This window comes from Qipengyuania seohaensis, from assembly GCF_002795865.1.
In the GTDB taxonomy this organism is placed as follows: Bacteria; Pseudomonadota; Alphaproteobacteria; order Sphingomonadales; family Sphingomonadaceae; genus Qipengyuania; species Qipengyuania seohaensis.
The window spans coordinates 1,846,281-1,864,219 of the sequence record NZ_CP024920.1 but is presented as its reverse complement, the minus strand read 5'-3'; the positions used below and the strand labels follow the sequence as shown (position 1 = coordinate 1,864,219).

Below are 17,939 nucleotides of genomic sequence, written 5' to 3'. Positions count from 1 at the left end.
TCCTGATCGTGCATCGGTGCACACTGGATCGTTCGCGCCGGACATGGCGGCGGTTACAGCCGAAAAAATTTTCGCAATTCCGTAACCGCGCGGCGATCGCTCCCGAATGACAGGCCAGTTCCGGCGACAATCGCCCGGACGCATCATTCGAGAGAGACTTGCCATGAACAGCCAATCGATCGCCCGCCTTGCCGGGCTCGCCCTGACCGCCGGTATAGCCACCACCATGGTCGCCACCCCTGCTGCCGCGCAGAAGCGCCCCGCGATGGAAAAGTGTTACGGCGTCGCCAAGGCTGGCGAAAACGACTGCGCCGCCGGACCAGGCACCAGCTGCGCCGGTACATCGACCCGCGATTACCAGGGCAATGCATGGAAGCTGGTCAAGAAGGGCACCTGCGAAACGATCAAGACCGCCAAGGGCAAGGGTTCGCTGACCGCGATCAAGCGCTGAGCCCTACTTCCCGTCCTTCCCCTACCGGCCAGCCGACAGGTGACGCATGCAGAGAGTGTTGACCCCCTACGACCGCTTGACCGACTGGCTGGCCTCGCGCCTGCCGGAAAGCCTGGCGCTGCTGCTTACCCGAGTCGCGCTGGCCGGGATTTTCTGGAGATCAGGACGGACCAAGGTGGAGGAAGGCAGCGCGCTGTCGATTACTGACAACGCCTATTTCCTGTTCGAGTACGAATACACCGGCCTGCCCATTCCCGCCGATATCGCGGCGCCCATGGCGACCTATGCCGAGCACCTGTTTCCCATCTTGCTGGTGCTCGGCCTGCTCACCCGCTTCGCCGCCTTATCCCTGCTGGTCATGACGCTGGTGATCCAGTTCTTCGTCTATCCCGACGCATGGTGGACGACGCACATCGTGTGGGTCGCCCTGGCAGCCGTCCTGATTTCACGCGGCGCCGGCGCCATCTCGCTCGATGCGCCGCTCGCCTCGCGGCGGGCCAAATGATAGCAGGATCGGGGGAGGACGCGCGATGATCGCCGATGAAGCCACGATGGCGCAGATGATGGCCGCCTCGCAGAACGGCGACCGCGAAATGTACCGCGCGCTGCTGTCCGAAATCCACCTGTGGCTCGAACGCTATTTCAGGAAGCGCGTGGCCCCCGCGCAGCTCGACGATCTGGTGCAGGAAGTCATGATGGCAGTGCATACCAAGCGCGCCACCTGGGACCCGACGCGGGCCTTCTACCCCTGGCTCGCCGCGATCGCGCGGTATCGCTGGATCGATCACTTGCGCAAAGTCTATCGCAGCGCGGAAGACGAGCTTGGCGATCACGACGCGCCAGAGGACAGCGAGGAAGAAGCCGTCATGGCCCGCATGAGCCTCGAGCGGCTGTTCGTCCACCTCCCCGACAAGCAGGCCGAGGTTATCGAGTTGGTCAAGATCGAAGGGCTGACCATCTCCGAAGCTTCCGCCAAGACCGGCCAGAGCGAAAGCCTGGTCAAAGTGAATATCCATCGCGGACTGAAGAAACTGTCCGCGCTCGTAGAAAAGGCCGAATGACAATGAATCGGGTCCCTAATTCCCTGATCGACGATCTGGCGGGCGATCTTGCCCCCGTGACGCCGATCCGGCTTTCGCACGGCATCGCCCTGGTGGCGTTGTCGGCCATCGCCACCGTGATACTCGTCGAATTGGTCGACGGTCTTTGGCGCGGCATCGTTTCCGGCCAAGCGTCGGGGGTTTTCTTCATCGCCAACGGAATGCTCGGCATGGTCGGAGCGGCAGCGGCCCTGGCTGTCTTGCGCATGGCCAGCCCGCGCGTCGGCAACACGCATGAAGGTGCGCGCTGGTCGTCCGCCATGCTGGTTCTCCTGCCGCTGACTGCATTGGCCATGCTGGGCGCTGGCGGTCTGTTTTCCGCACTGTCCAGCGATCCCTACGGGTTCCACTGCTTCTTGGCAGGTGCCGCATCCGGGTTGGTTACGGCAGGGACCCTGACACTGTGGCTGCGCCGCGGCGCACCGGTCTCACTGAACGCAGCGGGTACCTACACCGGCATCGCAGCCGGCGCGATCGGCAGCTTCGCCTATGGTCTCGCGTGCCCTATCGATACGATCGACCACCTCGGCATCTGGCACATCGCCCCCGTCGCACTGATGGCGATGGCCGGACGATTGGCGATACCGCCGCTGGTCCGCTGGTAAGGGTCTTTCGTCTAGCTGCAGCTTGCCAAGCGGCGTGCGCCTCGGCAGTCCTCCTGCCAACAGGAGGGAATACCCATGAAGACATTCGCCGCCGCCATCGCCCTTGCCGCTGCATCGGCCCTGCCCGCAGCCCCGCTGCTAGCGCAAGACGCTGCCGAGACACCCGCCACCCCCGACTGGGTCGAGACCAGCAATGCCTACACCCAGAAGGCAATCGCGCTGCAGGCGAGTTTCTTTCCCACCGGCGCGTCGTCGGCTGGCTACGAACAGTATGACGGACTGGTCAACGACATGTCGCTCGACCGGGACGAACGCTATGTCGCCGCCTCGCGCGCGCTGATCGCGGAATACGAAGCGGCCAAGCAGGTCGAAACCAATCCTTACGTGCTGCAGGACCTCCAGATCCTGATCAACTCGCTCGAAATGGACAATGAGCGCATCGAGCTGAGCAATCGCGAAATGCTCGAGTTTGCCGAGGTCGGGCAGGGTATGTTCGGCAATATCGGCCAGCTATTGTCCGACCAGACCGCAGAGCATCGCCGCGCCAAGGCACTGGAACTCCTGCAGCGCTACACGGGAATTTGGCCCGACACCCAGCCGATGACCGAACTGGCCAAGGCCCGCTTCGAAGCGAGCCGCGGCGATGGCAAGATGGGGCCCTACCGCGTCGAGGTGGAGGAATCGGTCGGCAAGATTCCGACATTCGTCGCCGGTATTCGCGACCTCTTCGCCAAGTACGAGATCGAAGGCGCGGACGAGGCCCTCGATGCGATGGAAGCCCAGCTGACCGATTATGGAACGTGGACCACCAAAACCGTGGTCCCCGCCGCACGCACCGATCCGCGCCTGCCGGAAGAACTCTATGCCCTGCGCCTGCGCGAGGTCGGGATCGACATGGACCCGCGCGAAGCGATGAGCCAGGCCCGCCGGGGCTTCTACGAAGTGCGTGCGCAGATGGAAGCGCTCGCCCCGCAAATCGCTGCGAAATACGGCTGGGAAGATACCGACATGGCCTCGGTCATGGCCGGCCTCAAGGCGATGACCATCCCCAATGACGAGATCGAGGACTTCTACCGCGAAGTGAACGCCAAGCTGGAAGCCCAGATCCGCGCCCACGCCATCGTCTCCCTGCCCGAATACGAGATGAACATGCGCGTGGCGAGCGAGGCGGAAAGCGCTGCGCAGCCCGCCCCGCACATGCGCCCGCCGCGCCTGATCGGGAATACGGGCGAACAGGGCACCTTCGTCCTCACCGTCGGCAATCCGACTGCAAGCGCGGAAGATGCCTATGACGATTTCAACTTCCCCGCCGCCAGCTGGACGCTCAGCGCCCACGAAGCGCGCCCCGGTCACGAAATGCAGTTCGCGGCCCTCGTCGCACAGGGCGTCAGCCTCGCGCGGATGCTCTACGCCTTCAACAGCGTGAACGTGGAAGGCTGGGCGCTTTATGCCGAAGCGGAAATGATGCCGCACGAACCGATCGAAGGGCAGTTCATCGCGCAGCAGTTCCGCCTGTTGCGCGCGGCCCGCGCCTTCCTCGACCCGGCGCTCAACCTTGGCCTGATGTCGCGCGACGAGGCAGAGCGTGTGCTGCGCGAGGAAGCACTGTTCTCGTCCGGAATGACCAAGCAGGAGCTGGACCGCTACCAGTTCCGCATGCCCGGCCAGGCAGGGTCGTATTATTACGGCTATCGCAAGCTGATCGACCTGCGCGTGGAAACCGAGCTGGCGCTGGGTGCGGCCTTCAACGAACGCGCTTTCAACGACTTCCTGCTCAGCCAGGGCATCATCCCGCTCGAACTGATCGCGAAAGCCGTGCGCGAGGAATTCATCCCCTCGCAGAGGGCTGGAGGCTAAGCCTCACAACCAACGCAGGCGCCTGAAGACGACAATCAGCGCGATAAACAGGAAGAGGCACAGCGCGACCACGGCCCAGAATGCGTTGGGATCGTCCATACCGGGCATCCCACCGACATTGATGCCGAGCAGGCCGGTGAGGAACCCCAGCGGCAGGAAGATGCCCGCCACGATGGTGAGCATGTAGGTCGCGTGCTCGCTACTGGCGAGGCTGCGGGCGCGCAATTCGTCCTGCAGGACCAGCGCGCTTTCCTTGCTGATATCGATATCGTCGAGATAACGGCGCAAGCGCGCAATGGATTCGGCAATCTCGCGCCGGTCGTGTTCCTCGAACCAGTAAGGCGCCTCGCGGCTGATCTGCTCCAGTGCCTCGTGCTGCGGGGCCATGTGCCGTTTGAGGCCGAGGCAATTGCGGCGGATAGTGGAAATGCGGCTGAGCATGGCTTCGGCATGTTCTTCCGGATCGTCGTCTTCCAACTCGTCGAGCACGTAATTCATATCGACGATGGACTGGCTCATGCGCGCGATCATGAGTTCCGCCAGCATGGTTATGGTGGCGCCGGCGTCCGGCGGTCCAACTCCGCGATCAAGCATCGCCATGACCTCGCGCGGGGTCTGGAGCGGGTGGCGCCGCAGGGTAATGAGGCGGCGGCCGTCGCACCAGAGCTGCATCGAGATCATGTCCTCCGGCTGCGCTCCGGGATTGAAGTTGATCCCGCGTAGGGTTCCGACAAGCGTTTCGCCCTCGGCAAAGGCGCGGGGACGGTTCTGGTCGCTGGTGAGCAGTTCTGCCGTCGGTTCGGGTACGCCGAGCTGGTCCTGAAGCCACTGCTGAACCCCCGGCCGGTTGCGGCAGATATGGAGCCAGAGGACTTCACCCGGTGCGCGCGGTTGCCAGTCGATCGCTTCCTCCCAGCTGATCGGGCGTGCCCCGCCCTGCCCGTCGAGCACGCGCCCGAAAAGGAGCGCGTTGTCGGTCATTGCGTCATCTGTTGCTTCGCTCATTTGCGTCTCATGCCGCAAGACGCGCTGCCTGTCATTGCTCCTTCATCGAAGGGTCTCTATATCGCCCTCCATGTCTTCCGTACGCCCATGGCGCGATATAGAGCGCCGCAAGTCCCGCCAGATCATGGTCGGTAACGTCGCCGTCGGCGGCGATGCCCCGATTACGGTCCAGACCATGACCAACACCCCGACAGAGGATGTGGCCGCGACCATCGACCAGATCCGCCGCTGCGAGGACGCGGGCGCAGACATTATCCGCGTGTCTTGCCCGACCGAGGAATCGACCGCGAATTTCGACAAGATCACGCGCGCGGCAAACGTGCCGATCGTCGCGGACATCCACTTTCATTACAAACGTGCGCTGGAAGCCGCGGATAAGGGCGCGGCCTGCCTGCGCATCAATCCGGGCAATATCGGCTCTTCCGAACGCGTGGCCGAAGTCGTGCGTGCGGCAAAGGCCAATGGCTGCGCCATCCGCATCGGCGTGAACGCAGGGTCACTCGAAAAGGACTTGCTCGAAAAATACGGCGAGCCTTGCCCCGAAGCGCTGATCGAAAGCGCGCTCGACCACATAAAGCTGCTCCAGGACCATGATTTCCACGAATACAAAGTCGCGGTGAAGGCCAGCGACGTATTCCTCGCGGTCGCGGCCTATCACGGGCTGGCAGAGGCCGTGGACTGCCCGCTCCACCTCGGCATTACCGAGGCAGGCGGCCTGATCGGCGGCACGGTCAAGAGTTCCATCGGTATCGGCAGCCTGCTGTGGGCCGGCATCGGCGACACCATCCGCGTCTCGCTCTCCGCAGAGCCGGAGCAGGAAGTGAAAGTCGGCTTCGAAATGCTCAAGGCATTGGGCCTGCGCACTCGCGGCGTTCGCGTCGTCTCTTGCCCCAGCTGTTCGCGCCAGGGCTTCGATGTGATCCGCACCGTCGAAACGCTCGAAAAGCGTCTCGAACACATCAAGACGCCGATGAGCCTTTCGGTCCTCGGCTGCGTGGTCAATGGCCCCGGCGAAGCGCGCGAAACCGACATCGGCCTCACCGGCGGCGGTTCGGGCAAGCACATGGTCTACCTCTCGGGCGTGAAGAATCACCATATCGAGAGCGAGGACATGCTCGACCACATTGTCCGCCTCGTCGAGGAAAAGGCCGCGAAGATCGAGGCTGGCGAAGCCGAAGCATTCGACCCGCACAAGGTCGCTGCCGAGTGATCCGCACCGGCCTTGCCGTCACGGCGCTGCTCGCCCTTTCGGCTTGCGCGACCGCTTCGGCTGAAACGGCACTGGATCATCCCGAGGCGCGTTCCTTCGCGGTAACGCAGGACCCCGCGGCGCAGGTCGATGCGGCGCTCGCCAGCGCTGCGGCGAATGATACCCACGTCCTAATCGTCATGGGTGCCAACTGGTGCCACGACAGCCGCGCGCTGGCAGGATGGCTGGAAACACCGCGTTTCCGGGAATTGATCGATGCCGAGTACGAACTAGTGTTCGTCAATATCGGAATGCCGCAGACAGGTGACGGGCATAATCTCGAAATCGCGCGGCGCTTCGGGTTGGACGAATTGCCGGGCACTCCCAATGTGCTGGTTATCGATGGGTCCGGCAGGCTGATCAATGCGGAGACCGCGACGGGTTGGCGCAACGCCGCCAGCCGTAGTGAAGACGAAATCTACGACGAGCTAGCCCGCCTCGCCAGCTGACCAAACGCAAAGGAATTCGCCAATGACCCTCGAAACCGACTACCTGGTCATTGGCGCTGGTGCGACCGCACTGTCCTTCGTCGACACGCTGCTGGCGCAGGACGCCGATTGCGATGTCGTCATGGTCGACAAGCATTCAGCGCCCGGCGGTCACTGGAACGACGCCTATTCCTTCGTCGCCCTGCACCAGCCGAGCGCTTTATATGGGGTCGAAGGCGTGCCGCTGGGCACAGACCGGATCGATGAAAGCGGGCCCAACAAGGGCTTTTTCGAGCAGGCGAGCGGTCCCGAAGTCGTCGCCTACTTCCAGTCGGTCATGCGCGATCACCTGCTGCCGACCGGGCGCCTCCGCTATTTTCCCAATTGCGAGTACATTGGCGATCACCGTTTCCGGAATGTGCTTTCGGGGGAAGAGACCGGAGTGACGGTCAACCGCAGGCTGGTCGACACCACCTATTTCGCCACGTCGGTGCCCACCACGCACAAGCGAAAGTTCGAGGTAAAAGAGGGCGTGCGGGTCGAAGTGCCCGGCAAGCTGCCGGACCTATGGCGCGAACCCGAAAGTGTCCCGCATCATTTCGTCATCCTGGGTGCGGGAAAAACCGCGATGGATGCCGGCATCTGGCTGCTCGAAGCGGGCATCGCACCCGATCGTATCACTTGGGTGAAGCCGCGCGAAAGCTGGCTGATCAACCGGACGATCACCCAGCCGGGCGAACAGTTCTTCGAAAGCACTGTGAGCGGCCAGATCAAGCTGATGAAGGCGGCCGCGACAGCCGAAAGCGTGGCTGCGCTCTTCCACCAGCTGGAAAGGGACGGGGCCATGCTGCGCATCGACACCGATGTCGAGCCGGAGATGTTCCACTACGCCACGATATCCGAAGGTGAGGTCGAGCGGCTGCGACTGATCAAGAACGTAGTGCGCAAGGGTCGGGTCCACGAGATCGAACCCGGCAGGATGGTTCTTGCCGAGGGCGAGGAAGCGGTCCCCGAAAATACGCTGTTCATCGACTGCACGGCGTCTGCCGTCAGTCCCAAGCCGGTCCACCCGCAGTGGGAGGAAGGCAAGATCACGCTCCAACTGCTCCATGTCCCGCTGGTGACGCTCAACGCCGCGGTTTCGGCTTTCGTCGAGGCCAATTTCGAAACCGACGAAGAAAAGAACGCGCTGTGCAAGCCGGTCAGCTTCGTCGACAATATCGATGGCTATGCCGGAACGCTGCTCGGCACGGGCATGAATCGCTTCCTCTGGGCGAGCAATCCCAAGGTCTCTGCCTTCCTCGCGCAATCGCGGCTCGATCCGGGCGCGCCGACCGTGCGCTGGCTGAAAGAAAATGCGCCCCAACGGCTCGCAGTCGCTGCCGAGATGCCTGCCGCGACGATGGCCGCCATGCCCAACCTGCGGCGCCTGGCTGCGAGAGGTTAGGCGCGTTCCCTATGACGCTGGGATCGGTCCGGGAGGCTCGTCGGCACGCAACCAACCCGTAATCGAAAAGCGTAGGCCCGGCGCGTAAGGTGTAACGCAACTCACGGAATGGGGCTGGGGGACGGTAAAGATATTCAGCGCGTTGAAACTGGGACGAAAGGCATGCTCGACATCGCCGTTTTCCGCCCAGAACTGCAACAACCCGCCCCAGTCAGTATCCCAGGTCTCGGTGAAATTCAGGACATAGGCTGCCCTGCGTTTCTCGCTGCTTTGTGCATCCGTATGATATTTAAGGAATTGTGTAGGACGGAAAAGGGTAGCCTGTGCATCCGCCCACTTGATGTCCTCACAGCCGGTCAGAGTGCGCGCGAAGTCAAGGAACGCCTGGCTATTTATGAATTCGTACACGGGAAAAAGCGGCATTGGCGGGATCTTGGGAGAAAAGTACGCCGCCAATAGCGGATAATAGTTGTAGATGAACTGATAGCTGGTGCGTGCTCTCTGGTATACACCCTGCTGGATATGGGCGGCCTCTTCCTGCCTAAGCTGGCGTAGCCGCGTCGGGTGCAGCTGGTGAACATCGCCCCCCTCGTTGAACGTCAGCCACCAATCCAGCTCCGCGAGCCGTCGATGAATCTCTTTGGCGGTTGCGTCTGTAAAAATGCGGGGAACATGCAGACGATTGGCTCGCGAATAGTCTGACGCGAGAGCCGATGGATCGTTGTCCGGATTCAACTGGAATTTCATATTGGTAACCCATCGCAGAAAGCTGGCAGTCGGAGCATGTTGTTCGCCAGGCGCCAATCTGGCATCTGTCAGCGTGTAATGCACAATATCGACGATGTCCTCTCCGATCCCCTCTGGCTTCCTCATAATTATGACCCGCAGTCGGATCGCATTCAATTCTTGCTGATCCCGATCGCGGCCCGCGAGAAACTCACGTTCCTCGCAGATTTCAAGCCTGAGAGTGACATGTCAACCTGCTGGATTTCCGGCGAGACATTGCGTGCGGCATCTATCGACAGCGTCCCTGTCCATTTCATTTTTCACAGTGCCTTTTGCCGGTCTACATTGCTCGTAAAGGCACTCGGCGAATTCGAAAACTCGAGCGGATTGAGCGAACCGATGATCGTCAATGCGCTCCAATCTCAGGCGAAAAACGACAAGGCTTTGTCCCTGATTCCGTCAGTCATCGCCTTGCTAGGGCGTCCGGTACACGGCGAGAAGACCGTAATCGTGAAACCATCGAATTTCGCCAACGGGGTCATACCTGCCTTGCTCGAAGCGGACCCAAGCTCCAAGGCGGTGATCATTTACGGATCATTACGCGAGTTCCTTCAATCCGTCGCCAAAAAGGGACTGGAAGGCCGACTGTGGGCGCGAAAACAGTTGGCACACAATCGCAATATCATTCCGGTATCCCTTGGATTGGACGAGCGCGCGTTCTACGAATTGAGTGATTTGCAGGCGGCTGCACTAACCTGGCTGTTTCATATCCGACAATTCCACTCGCTGGTCCAAGCTCAATCGTCACGTTTCCGTACTTTGCCTTCCAGCGAATTCTCCGAGCGCAAGGTTGATAGCCTGAACGCAGCGGCCGATTTCTTCGAGATACCGGACGCGGCTGGTAATGCGATGCGCGTTGCTGGCGGCAGCTTGTTTGCGTCTCACGCCAAGCTTGGCGGAGACTATGAAGCCATCATGGCCAAGCAAGATGCCGAAGCCCGTAGCAAGGTAACCGAGGAGGAAATCGATATTATTGCGGGTTGGATCGATCTCATCCTTGGCCAATTAGGCGTGAGCCTACCGCTTCGAGCCAAGCTAATCTGAAAAGGCCTGGCTGTATTCTCCACGTCGTTCATCACGCAGACTACATGGCACCCGCGCCCACACGCGGGACGTTCCGCTTCGACAAATACATGGCGGTGATGGAAGCCTTGCGGACGAGCGGCTATCCGCTCACCGAACACGCACCCCCGCCGATGCCCCGCCGCTGGCTGGAAGCGATCCACTGTCCCGACTATGTCGAGGAAGTCTTCACCGCTAGCGTGCCGCAAGTGAAGGAACGCCGCATCGGCTTTCCCGTCACGCCGCATATCTCCCAGCGCGTGCAGCATACCAACGGCGGCACATGGCTCGCCGCCCAACTGGCGAAGAAGCACGGATATGCGGCGAACTCGGCTGCGGGGAGCCACCACGCGCTCTACGACACCGGGGCGGGCTATTGCGTGTTCAACGACCTAGCCGTGGCCGCGAACCGGTTGATCGCGGAAGGCGATGCGGAGCGGGTGCTGGTCATTGACCTCGACGTCCACCAGGGCGACGGGACTGCCAGCCTCACCGCACTGCGCGACGACATCTTCACCCTCTCGGTCCATGCGGAAAAGAACTTCCCGGTGCGCAAGGCCCGCTCCAGCCTCGACGTGCCGCTTGCCGACGGGATCGACGATGATGGCTTCCTCGAAGCGCTCGACAGGCATTTGCCCCGGGTTTTCGAGAGTTTTGCGCCCGACATGGTGCTCTACCAGGCAGGCGTGGACGTGCATGACGACGACCGGCTCGGTCGGCTGGCGCTTACCGACACAGGGATCGAAAGGCGCGACCGCTTCGTGGTCGGGGAGGCGCGGCGACGCGGCCTGCCGATCGCCAGCGCACTCGGCGGCGGATACGGCAAGGATCCGCGTGAGGTCGGGCAGCGCCACGCCCGCTCGATGATCACCTGCGCCGACACCAATGCGCGATTCGAACGTTCATTTCCCGTAAGCCTCGGCTGTGATATGGATGGAGCAGGATGAAACGCCGCGATCTTCTCAAGGGCACTCTTGCCGCCGGCGCCGCAGTGGCGCTGCCGACACGCCTGTTTGCCCAGGTCAATCCGACGGCCTCGCGCGACCGGCAGCTGATCGCCATCGCGCGCGACCAGCTGGGCCGTGTCGGTGCAGGCATCTGGAAGAAGGATATCGTCGGCATTGCCGATTTCGGCCTCCATTCTGCCAACCAGCGCTTCCATTTCGTCGATCTCGACAACGAACGCGTCGAAAGCTTTTTCGTGACGCACGGCACAGGGTCGGACGGCGAACACGACGGCTGGCTCAAACGGTATTCGAATATCGAAGGTAGCGAGGCGACCAGTCGCGGCGCCTACATGACGCGCAGCTGGTATCGCGGGCGCTACGGCACCTCGATCAGGCTCGACGGGCTCGATCCGACCAATTCGAACGCACTCCCGCGCGCCATCGTCATGCACCCGGCCGAATACGCTCGTCCGGAGCATATCGCACGCTGGGGCAGGCTCGGCCGCTCGAACGGCTGCTTCGCCCTTGGCCCCGATCAGTTCGCCAAGGTCCTGCTGAGCCTGAGCGGCGGACGCCTGCTCTATGCGGAAAGTCTCGGCATCCAGGCCGACGGCAGTCGCCGCACCCCGCCGATCGCGCAGACCGACCTGATCCGCAGGCCGGGCGGCGGCACTTTCGAACGCGCCAACCCCGGCCTGTTCTGATCCGAATTAGCTGATTTGCATGTCGTCGATGATCTCGACGGCTTCTTCACTCGTCTTGCGCGCACGATCCGACTGGCGCGGGGCGTCCAGCGCTGCCAGCACCGGCGCATCGCGATCGTAGAGGTCCTTGAAGGTCTTGAGATTGCCGTCGACGTCGGTCGCCATCGTGAAATAGGTGATGTAGACCGGCCACTGCTTCTTCATGGCATAGCGCGTGTATTCCCCGCTGCCGGTGATTTCCGAAACTTCCTCGATGATCGCCGGGAATTCGTCCTTCGAACTCGCATTGCCAAGCAGCGACATGGTCATGGCCAGTTCGCGGGCACCCTGCACACGGATGCAGCCATGGCTGAGCGCGCGGTTTTCATTGGCGAACAGGTGACGGCTCGGCGTGTCGTGCAGGAAGATCGCGTGCTCGTTGGGCATGTCGAGCTTCATCAGGCCGAGCGCGTTCTGCGGGCCAGGCTGCTGCACCACGGTGACCCAGCCATTCGAGCCCTTGGTCGCCTTGTAACCTGCGCTGCGGGCCCAGCCGGGATTGTTCAGAACCTTGGCGCCAAGGCCTTCGCCCTTCACAATCGACTGCGGCACGGTCCAGGTCGGATTGTAGATCACCGCCTCTACCATTTCCGCAAGCTGCGGGGTTGCCGTGCGGCCGGGCTTGCCGACCACGGTGCGATAGCTCTTGATGATGCGTCCGTTGACCGTGAGGCGGAGCATGAATTCGGGCACATTGGTGACCAGATACTGCTTGCCGAGGTCCTGCGGCAGCCAGCGCCAGCGATCCATATTCGCCCGGATCAGCTTGATCCGTCCGGCATCCGTTTCCGAAGCCAGTTCGTCACGCAAACGCGCGTAGTCGGGATGCACCGGGTTGAGGCCGTCGAGAGTGCCGGCGATGTCGCCGCTCGCCAGAGCATCTTCGAGGAGCTTCCACGTGGGCATGCGGTCGGCGTCGGGATCGACGACGAACCACTGGCGGCGCGATTCCATCGGCGTGCGGCCATCGCGCAGGTCTTCGACCAGCCAGACAAAGATTTGACTGGCCAGCGCATTCACTTCGGCACCGGGACCATTCGCAGTAAGCAGCGCGCTCAATTCATCGGCGCGATAATCGGCGGGGTTGAGGCCTTCGGCTGCGATGTTCGGGATGTAGGCCAGCAGGGTTTCGACCTGCTCGAGCGTCCATTCGCCTTCGAGCGAGGGTACTTCCTGCACCACTTCGCCACCCTGCATGCGGATATCGCCGAAGGCTTCTTCGACGCTCTGCGCGTTTGCGGGCGCGTCCTGGGCGGCCGGCTGCGTGCGTTCGGCAGGCAGCAGGCTTTCCGGAGCACCGTTCTGCGCCTGTGCAGTGCCGGAAAGAAGAAGCGCACTACTCGCGCCAGTCAGAAGAAGAGTACGAAGTGTCATTAATCCCACCATTTGGCGATTGCAGTCACGCGCTGCATCCGCCGTGTTTCTAGCAAATGTTTGCATCCTTATCCACGCCATCTGCTTGCCTTATGCTGAACCATGATGACGTGCAGGCCGCAGGCGCATATGCGTGGAGCGATGACCCGCCACCATGCCTTCCTGCCCATCCTGGCGGCCATGCTTGCCGTGGCAAGCCTGTCCCTGATGGATGCGTACATGAAGAGCGCCGCGCTTGCTCTGGGAGCGTTAACGGCTGCGTGGCTACGCTCGGCCCTCGGGACGGCGATCGCGCTGCCGTTGTGGCTTGGCCGCGGTGGGAAACGGCCTCGGCCGGAAGTCCTGCGCCTTCATATCCGGCGCGGCGTCATTTCCACCTTCATGGCGCTCACATTCTTCTATTCTCTGACCAAGTTGCCGATTGCCGAGGCCATTGCGATCAGCTTCATCGCGCCTTTGATCGCGCTTTATCTGGCGCGGCTATTGCTCGGCGAGGTCATCCGTAAATCGGCCATCGTCGCTTCGGCGTTCGGCTTCGCAGGGACGCTGGTGATCGTCGGCGGAAAGGTGGGTCGCAACGATTTCGATAGCGATGCGGCGCTTGGGCTGGCGGCGATCCTCGTGTCCGCCCTGCTCTATGCCTACAATTTCATCCTGATCAGGCGGCAATCGCAAATGGCCGGTCCGGCCGAGATCGCGGTCTTCCACTCGGGAGTTTCGGTAGTGCTGCTGGGATTGGCGATGCCTTTCGCCTTCAATCTGCCCGACGCACGGATCTGGTTCGACCTGGCCATGGCAGCACTCCTGACCGTTGCAGGCGCGATGGGAATGGCGTGGGCCTATGCCCGCGAAGAGGCGCAAACGCTCGTACCGCTGGAATATTCGGGGTTTCTGTGGGCCTCGTTATTCGGCTGGCTGTTTTTCCAGGAAGAGGTGACCGCAACGACCCTGCTCGGCACGGCCATCATCGTCGTAGCCTGCCTGATAGCGGCGCGGCGCAAGCCCAAGCAGCCGGCCCAGGCGGCGCTTTAGCGCACGGCGACGACCGGGGTTTCCGCCTGTTCGGTGGCCTGTGCGTCGGTCCCGGCAAACGAGAACGCAGCCGTGAAGCATCCTGCCACGCCGAGCGCGGCGACCATGACCGCTAGCTTGAGAGTACGGCGCGAAGCTGGTTGCGTCTTGTCGAGGGCTTTCATTTCAGACTCCATTTCGGGCTTCGCGCTCCTGCCTTGCTGCCGAGCAGCGACTTTGCCCTAATTTTGCCTTAATAAGCCCCGAAGCGCCGTTTTTGTTCCCGATCAGACGTTTTGACGAGGCTCTGGGCCTTGATTTTTTGCCGTCTTCGGCGCAGGTGCGCGGCACATTGTGCCCGTCCGTCCATTGGTCGGGAAAGGCCCATTTCTAATACAAGGAAGAATGCCCGCATGACTCAGGTCGGCCAGGACACGCTCGGAACTCGCTCAACCCTCACGGTAAACGGCAAGGACTATGCCTATTATTCCTTCGCCAAGGCTGCCGAGAAAATCGGCGATGTCTCGAAGCTCCCGTTCAGCCTCAAAGTCCTGCTGGAGAACATGCTCCGCTTCGAAGACGGCGGCTTCACCGTTTCGACCGACGATGTGCAGGCGATTGCCGACTGGCAGAAGAACCCGGCTACCGGCAAGGAAATCCAGTATCGCCCGGCGCGCGTCCTGCTGCAGGATTTCACCGGCGTTCCATGCGTGGTCGATCTCGCCGCAATGCGCGATGCGATCAGCAAGCTTGGCGGCGACACTGCGAAGATCAATCCGCAGGTCCCGGTGAACCTCGTGATCGACCACTCGGTCATGGTCGACGAGTTCGGCCACCCCAAGGCATTCGAGCAGAACGTCGAACTCGAATACGCTCGCAATGCGGAACGCTACGACTTCCTCAAGTGGGGTTCGAAGAGCTTCAAGAACTTCACCGCAGTGCCTCCCGGCACCGGCATCTGCCACCAGGTGAACCTCGAATACCTCGGCAAGGGCGTATGGAACAGCGAAGGCACTGACGGACAGCTGGTCGCCTATCCCGACACCTGCGTCGGCACCGACAGCCACACCACCATGATCAACGGCCTCGGCGTGCTGGGCTGGGGCGTCGGCGGCATCGAAGCCGAAGCCGCCATGCTCGGCCAGCCGATCTCGATGCTGATCCCCGAAGTCGTCGGCTTCAAGCTGACCGGCGCAATGGCGGAAGGCGTGACCGCAACCGACCTCGTGCTGACCTGCGTCCAGATGCTGCGCGAAGTCGGCGTGGTCGGCCGCTTCGTCGAATTCTACGGCGAAGGCGTTGCCAACCTCACCCTCGCCGACCGCGCGACCATCGCCAACATGGCCCCCGAATATGGCGCGACCTGCGGCTTCTTCGGCATCGACGACAAGACGCTCGAATACATGCGCCTCACCGGCCGCGACGAGGAAACCATCGCGCTGGTGGAAGCCTATTCGAAAGAACAGGGCATGTGGTTCACGCCCGAGAACGAGCCGGTCTTCACCAAGACGCTCGACCTCGACATCTCCAAGGTCGTCCCCAGCCTCGCCGGCCCCAAGCGCCCGCAGGACCGCGTCGCGCTTCCCGATGTGGACGAGCTGTTCAACACCGATCTCAAGACGATCTACAAGAAGGATGCGCCGGTCCGCGTCGCTGTCGATGGCAAGGACCATGACATCGGTGACGGCGACGTGGTCATCGCGGCTATCACCAGCTGCACCAACACCTCCAACCCCGACGTGCTGATTGCCGCCGGTCTCGTCGCCAAGAAGGCGCGCGAGAAGGGCCTCCAGCCCAAGCCGTGGGTGAAGACCAGCCTTGCACCCGGTTCGCAGGTGGTCACCGACTACCTCGTGAAGTCCGGCCTGCAGGACGATCTCGACGCCATGGGCTTCGACCTCGTCGGCTATGGCTGCACGACCTGCATCGGCAACTCGGGCCCGCTCGCGCCGCCGATTTCCAAGGCGATCAACGGCAACGATATCGTCGCCGCATCGGTCCTTTCGGGTAACCGCAACTTCGAAGGCCGCGTATCGCCCGATGTGCGCGCCAACTTCCTCGCTTCGCCGCCGCTGGTGGTCGCCTATTCGATCCTCGGCACGGTCACGACCGACATCACCGAAACCCCGCTGGGCCAAGACCAGGACGGCAACGACGTGATGCTGGCCGATGTCTGGCCGTCGAACGAAGAAGTGCGCGAACACCGTGCCGCCAACATCGACCGTCAGATGTTCCTCACCCGCTATGCCGACGTCTACAAGGGCGACGAGCACTGGCAGGCGATCAAGGTCGATGCTTCGGACACCTACACCTGGAACCCGACCAGCACCTATGTCGCCAGCCCGCCCTATTTCGAAGGCATGGGCATGGAGCCGGCTCCGCTGACTGACATCACCGATGCGAAGCCGCTTGCCATCCTCGGCGATTCGACCACTACCGACCACATTTCGCCGGCCGGTTCGATCAAGGAAGATTCGCCCGCAGGCGAATACCTCAAGAGCCACCAGGTCTCGAAGTCGGACTTCAACTCCTACGGCTCGCGCCGCGGCAACCACGAAGTCATGATGCGCGGCACATTCGCCAACATCCGCATCAAGAACGAAATGGTCCCGGGCGTGGAAGGCGGCATCACCACCTACAAGGGTGAGCAGATGCCGATTTACGACGCGGCGATGAAGCACAAGGCCGACGGCACGCCGCTGGTTGTCATCGCGGGCAAGGAATACGGCACCGGTTCCAGCCGCGACTGGGCGGCCAAGGGTACAATCCTGCTGGGTGTGCGCGCCGTCATCGTCGAAAGCTACGAGCGTATTCACCGCTCGAACCTCATCGGCATGGGCGTGCTGCCGCTGCAGTTCAAGGATGGCGACACCCGCCAGAGCCTTGGCCTCGGCTCGAACGACACCTTCACGATTCTGGGCCTTGCCGACCTCACGCCGGGCCAGGACGTCGAAGTCGAAGTGACGCATGAAGACGGTTCGAAGGCCACCTTCACTGCGCTGTGCCGCATCGATACGGCGAACGAGATGGAGTATTACCGCAACGGCGGCATCCTCCACTACGTGCTGCGCAAGCTCGCCGCATCGTAAGCCGGTTATCGCAGGGGCGCGGATAGGAGATTGCTCGCTCCGTGCCCCTGCTGACCCGCCTCTCCCGGCTTTTCCAGGCCAAGCAACCGGACCCCAAGGCCGATCCCGCGACCCTTGCGGCGATCGGCGACAACGTCCGCCAGCGCCTGTCGCAAGATGCGCGAGCGGTGGCGAGAGGCGGGGACAAGGCGGATCTCTATCTGCTCCCGGGTTTCCTGACGGCGCAGGAATGTGCGCAGCTGATCGCCACGATCGAAAGCCGCATCCAGCCCTCGAAGCTGTTTTCCGATCGCAAGACGATGGGCGCGCGGACGAGCTCGACCCATTTCTTTTCCAACGAAGCGCCGGAGACAATCGCGCTCGGGCGCAAGATCGACGAGGCGCTCGGCATTAATCGCGCCCATGCGGAGACGATCCAGGGCCAGCGCTATCATGTGGGCGAGCAGTATCTGCATCACCGCGACTACTTCCGCGAGGAACGCCCGCACTGGCAGGACGAGCGGCGTCGTGGCGGGCAGCGCAGCTGGACCGCGATGGTCTATCTCAACAGCGTCGAAGCAGGCGGTGAGACCGAATTTCCCGAGCTCGACCTTCTAGTGACACCTGAGCCGGGGCTGCTGATCGCGTGGGACAATATGACCCGCAAGGGGCGCCCCAATCGCAATACCCGCCATGCCGCCCTGCCTGTCGAGGCGGGTGAAAAATACGTGATTACGCAGTGGTACCGGCAGGAAGAGTGGAGCCGCAACTACCGCTGAGTGCGGAGTGGCTCAGGCCTGCGCGCC

General features: G+C 62.3%; 18 protein-coding genes. 14 read left to right on the top strand and 4 right to left on the bottom strand.

Translation table 11 applies throughout. From position 1 onward, the window contains the following. The first annotated feature begins 163 nt into the window (after window positions 1-163). The 5 genes from CVE41_RS09135 (at window position 164) to CVE41_RS09115 (ending at window position 4,013) form a co-directional block, all read left to right on the top strand. Window positions 164-451 carry a BufA1 family periplasmic bufferin-type metallophore gene (locus tag CVE41_RS09135; protein WP_100260364.1) on the top strand — a complete coding sequence of 96 codons (288 nt, stop codon included), beginning with the start codon at window positions 164-166 and terminating at the stop codon, window positions 449-451. A gap of 76 nt (window positions 452-527) precedes the next feature. Continuing rightward, window positions 528-956: a DoxX family protein gene (locus CVE41_RS09130; RefSeq protein WP_408633946.1), complete on the top strand. Its 429-nt coding sequence runs from the start codon at window positions 528-530 to the stop codon at window positions 954-956. Between the two features lie 25 nt (window positions 957-981). Next, window positions 982-1,512: a sigma-70 family RNA polymerase sigma factor gene (locus CVE41_RS09125; RefSeq protein WP_100260362.1), complete on the top strand. Its 531-nt coding sequence runs from the start codon at window positions 982-984 to the stop codon at window positions 1,510-1,512. 2 nt (window positions 1,513-1,514) lie between these two features. Next, the gene (locus CVE41_RS09120) at window positions 1,515-2,156 is read left to right on the top strand and encodes a DUF1109 domain-containing protein (protein ID WP_100260361.1); all 642 of its coding nucleotides are present in this window, start codon (window positions 1,515-1,517) and stop codon (window positions 2,154-2,156) included. A 75-nt stretch (window positions 2,157-2,231) separates the two neighbouring features. After that, window positions 2,232-4,013 carry a DUF885 domain-containing protein gene (locus tag CVE41_RS09115; protein ID WP_100260360.1) on the top strand — a complete coding sequence of 594 codons (1,782 nt, stop codon included), beginning with the start codon at window positions 2,232-2,234 and terminating at the stop codon, window positions 4,011-4,013. 3 nt (window positions 4,014-4,016) lie between these two features. Here the strand turns inward: CVE41_RS09115 and CVE41_RS09110 are convergent, their stop codons facing one another. Beyond that, on the bottom strand, window positions 4,017-5,018 hold the full coding sequence (locus CVE41_RS09110; RefSeq protein WP_100260359.1) for a zinc transporter ZntB: 1,002 nt from the start codon (window positions 5,016-5,018) through the stop codon (window positions 4,017-4,019). 70 nt (window positions 5,019-5,088) lie between these two features. On the opposite strand from CVE41_RS09110, the gene ispG reads away from it, so the two are divergent. Genes ispG through CVE41_RS09095 form a run of 3 tightly spaced genes read left to right on the top strand, consistent with a single transcriptional unit; the run spans window position 5,089 to window position 8,142 of the window. Next, on the top strand, window positions 5,089-6,228 hold the full coding sequence (gene ispG / locus CVE41_RS09105; protein ID WP_100260358.1) for a flavodoxin-dependent (E)-4-hydroxy-3-methylbut-2-enyl-diphosphate synthase: 1,140 nt from the start codon (window positions 5,089-5,091) through the stop codon (window positions 6,226-6,228). Further along, window positions 6,225-6,716 (top strand): thioredoxin family protein, encoded by a 492-nt coding sequence (locus CVE41_RS09100; RefSeq protein ID WP_100260357.1) that lies wholly within the window; start codon window positions 6,225-6,227, stop codon window positions 6,714-6,716. The genes ispG and CVE41_RS09100 overlap by 4 nt, the downstream gene beginning before the upstream one ends. 22 nt (window positions 6,717-6,738) lie before the next feature. Then, window positions 6,739-8,142, top strand: a complete 1,404-nt coding sequence (locus CVE41_RS09095) for an NAD(P)/FAD-dependent oxidoreductase (RefSeq protein ID WP_100260356.1) — start codon at window positions 6,739-6,741, stop codon at window positions 8,140-8,142. A 9-nt stretch (window positions 8,143-8,151) separates the two neighbouring features. Here the strand turns inward: CVE41_RS09095 and CVE41_RS09090 are convergent, their stop codons facing one another. Next, window positions 8,152-8,889 carry a 2OG-Fe(II) oxygenase gene (locus CVE41_RS09090; RefSeq protein WP_157799464.1) on the bottom strand — a complete coding sequence of 246 codons (738 nt, stop codon included), beginning with the start codon at window positions 8,887-8,889 and terminating at the stop codon, window positions 8,152-8,154. Between the two features lie 78 nt (window positions 8,890-8,967). Between CVE41_RS09090 and CVE41_RS09085 the strand changes: the two genes are divergently transcribed. The 3 genes from CVE41_RS09085 to CVE41_RS09075 are packed head-to-tail and all read left to right on the top strand — an operon-like array spanning window position 8,968 to window position 11,641. Beyond that, window positions 8,968-9,972 carry a hypothetical protein gene (locus tag CVE41_RS09085; RefSeq protein ID WP_100260354.1) on the top strand — a complete coding sequence of 335 codons (1,005 nt, stop codon included), beginning with the start codon at window positions 8,968-8,970 and terminating at the stop codon, window positions 9,970-9,972. Between the two features lie 44 nt (window positions 9,973-10,016). Continuing rightward, complete coding sequence (locus CVE41_RS09080) at window positions 10,017-10,937, top strand: histone deacetylase family protein (RefSeq protein WP_198507635.1); 921 nt, start codon at window positions 10,017-10,019, stop codon at window positions 10,935-10,937. Continuing rightward, entirely contained in the window at window positions 10,934-11,641 is a 708-nt protein-coding gene (locus CVE41_RS09075; protein WP_100260353.1) for a murein L,D-transpeptidase catalytic domain-containing protein, read from the top strand. The genes CVE41_RS09080 and CVE41_RS09075 overlap by 4 nt, the downstream gene beginning before the upstream one ends. Before the next feature lie 6 nt (window positions 11,642-11,647). Here CVE41_RS09075 and CVE41_RS09070 read toward each other — a convergent pair whose 3' ends face one another. Continuing rightward, on the bottom strand, window positions 11,648-13,054 hold the full coding sequence (locus tag CVE41_RS09070; protein ID WP_100260352.1) for a L,D-transpeptidase family protein: 1,407 nt from the start codon (window positions 13,052-13,054) through the stop codon (window positions 11,648-11,650). Between the two features lie 102 nt (window positions 13,055-13,156). Here CVE41_RS09070 and CVE41_RS09065 point away from each other — a divergent pair, with 102 nt between their 5' ends. Continuing rightward, window positions 13,157-14,086 carry a DMT family transporter gene (locus CVE41_RS09065; protein ID WP_232725629.1) on the top strand — a complete coding sequence of 310 codons (930 nt, stop codon included), beginning with the start codon at window positions 13,157-13,159 and terminating at the stop codon, window positions 14,084-14,086. On the opposite strand, the gene CVE41_RS14625 is transcribed toward CVE41_RS09065, so the two are convergent. Further along, window positions 14,083-14,250 carry a hypothetical protein gene (locus tag CVE41_RS14625; protein WP_157799462.1) on the bottom strand — a complete coding sequence of 56 codons (168 nt, stop codon included), beginning with the start codon at window positions 14,248-14,250 and terminating at the stop codon, window positions 14,083-14,085. The genes CVE41_RS09065 and CVE41_RS14625 overlap by 4 nt on opposite strands. Before the next feature lie 228 nt (window positions 14,251-14,478). On the opposite strand from CVE41_RS14625, the gene acnA reads away from it, so the two are divergent. Next, the gene (gene acnA / locus CVE41_RS09060; protein WP_100260350.1) at window positions 14,479-17,154 is read left to right on the top strand and encodes an aconitate hydratase AcnA; all 2,676 of its coding nucleotides are present in this window, start codon (window positions 14,479-14,481) and stop codon (window positions 17,152-17,154) included. A gap of 41 nt (window positions 17,155-17,195) precedes the next feature. Then, entirely contained in the window at window positions 17,196-17,912 is a 717-nt protein-coding gene (locus CVE41_RS09055; RefSeq protein WP_100260349.1) for a prolyl hydroxylase family protein, read from the top strand. Window positions 17,913-17,939 lie beyond the last annotated feature (27 nt).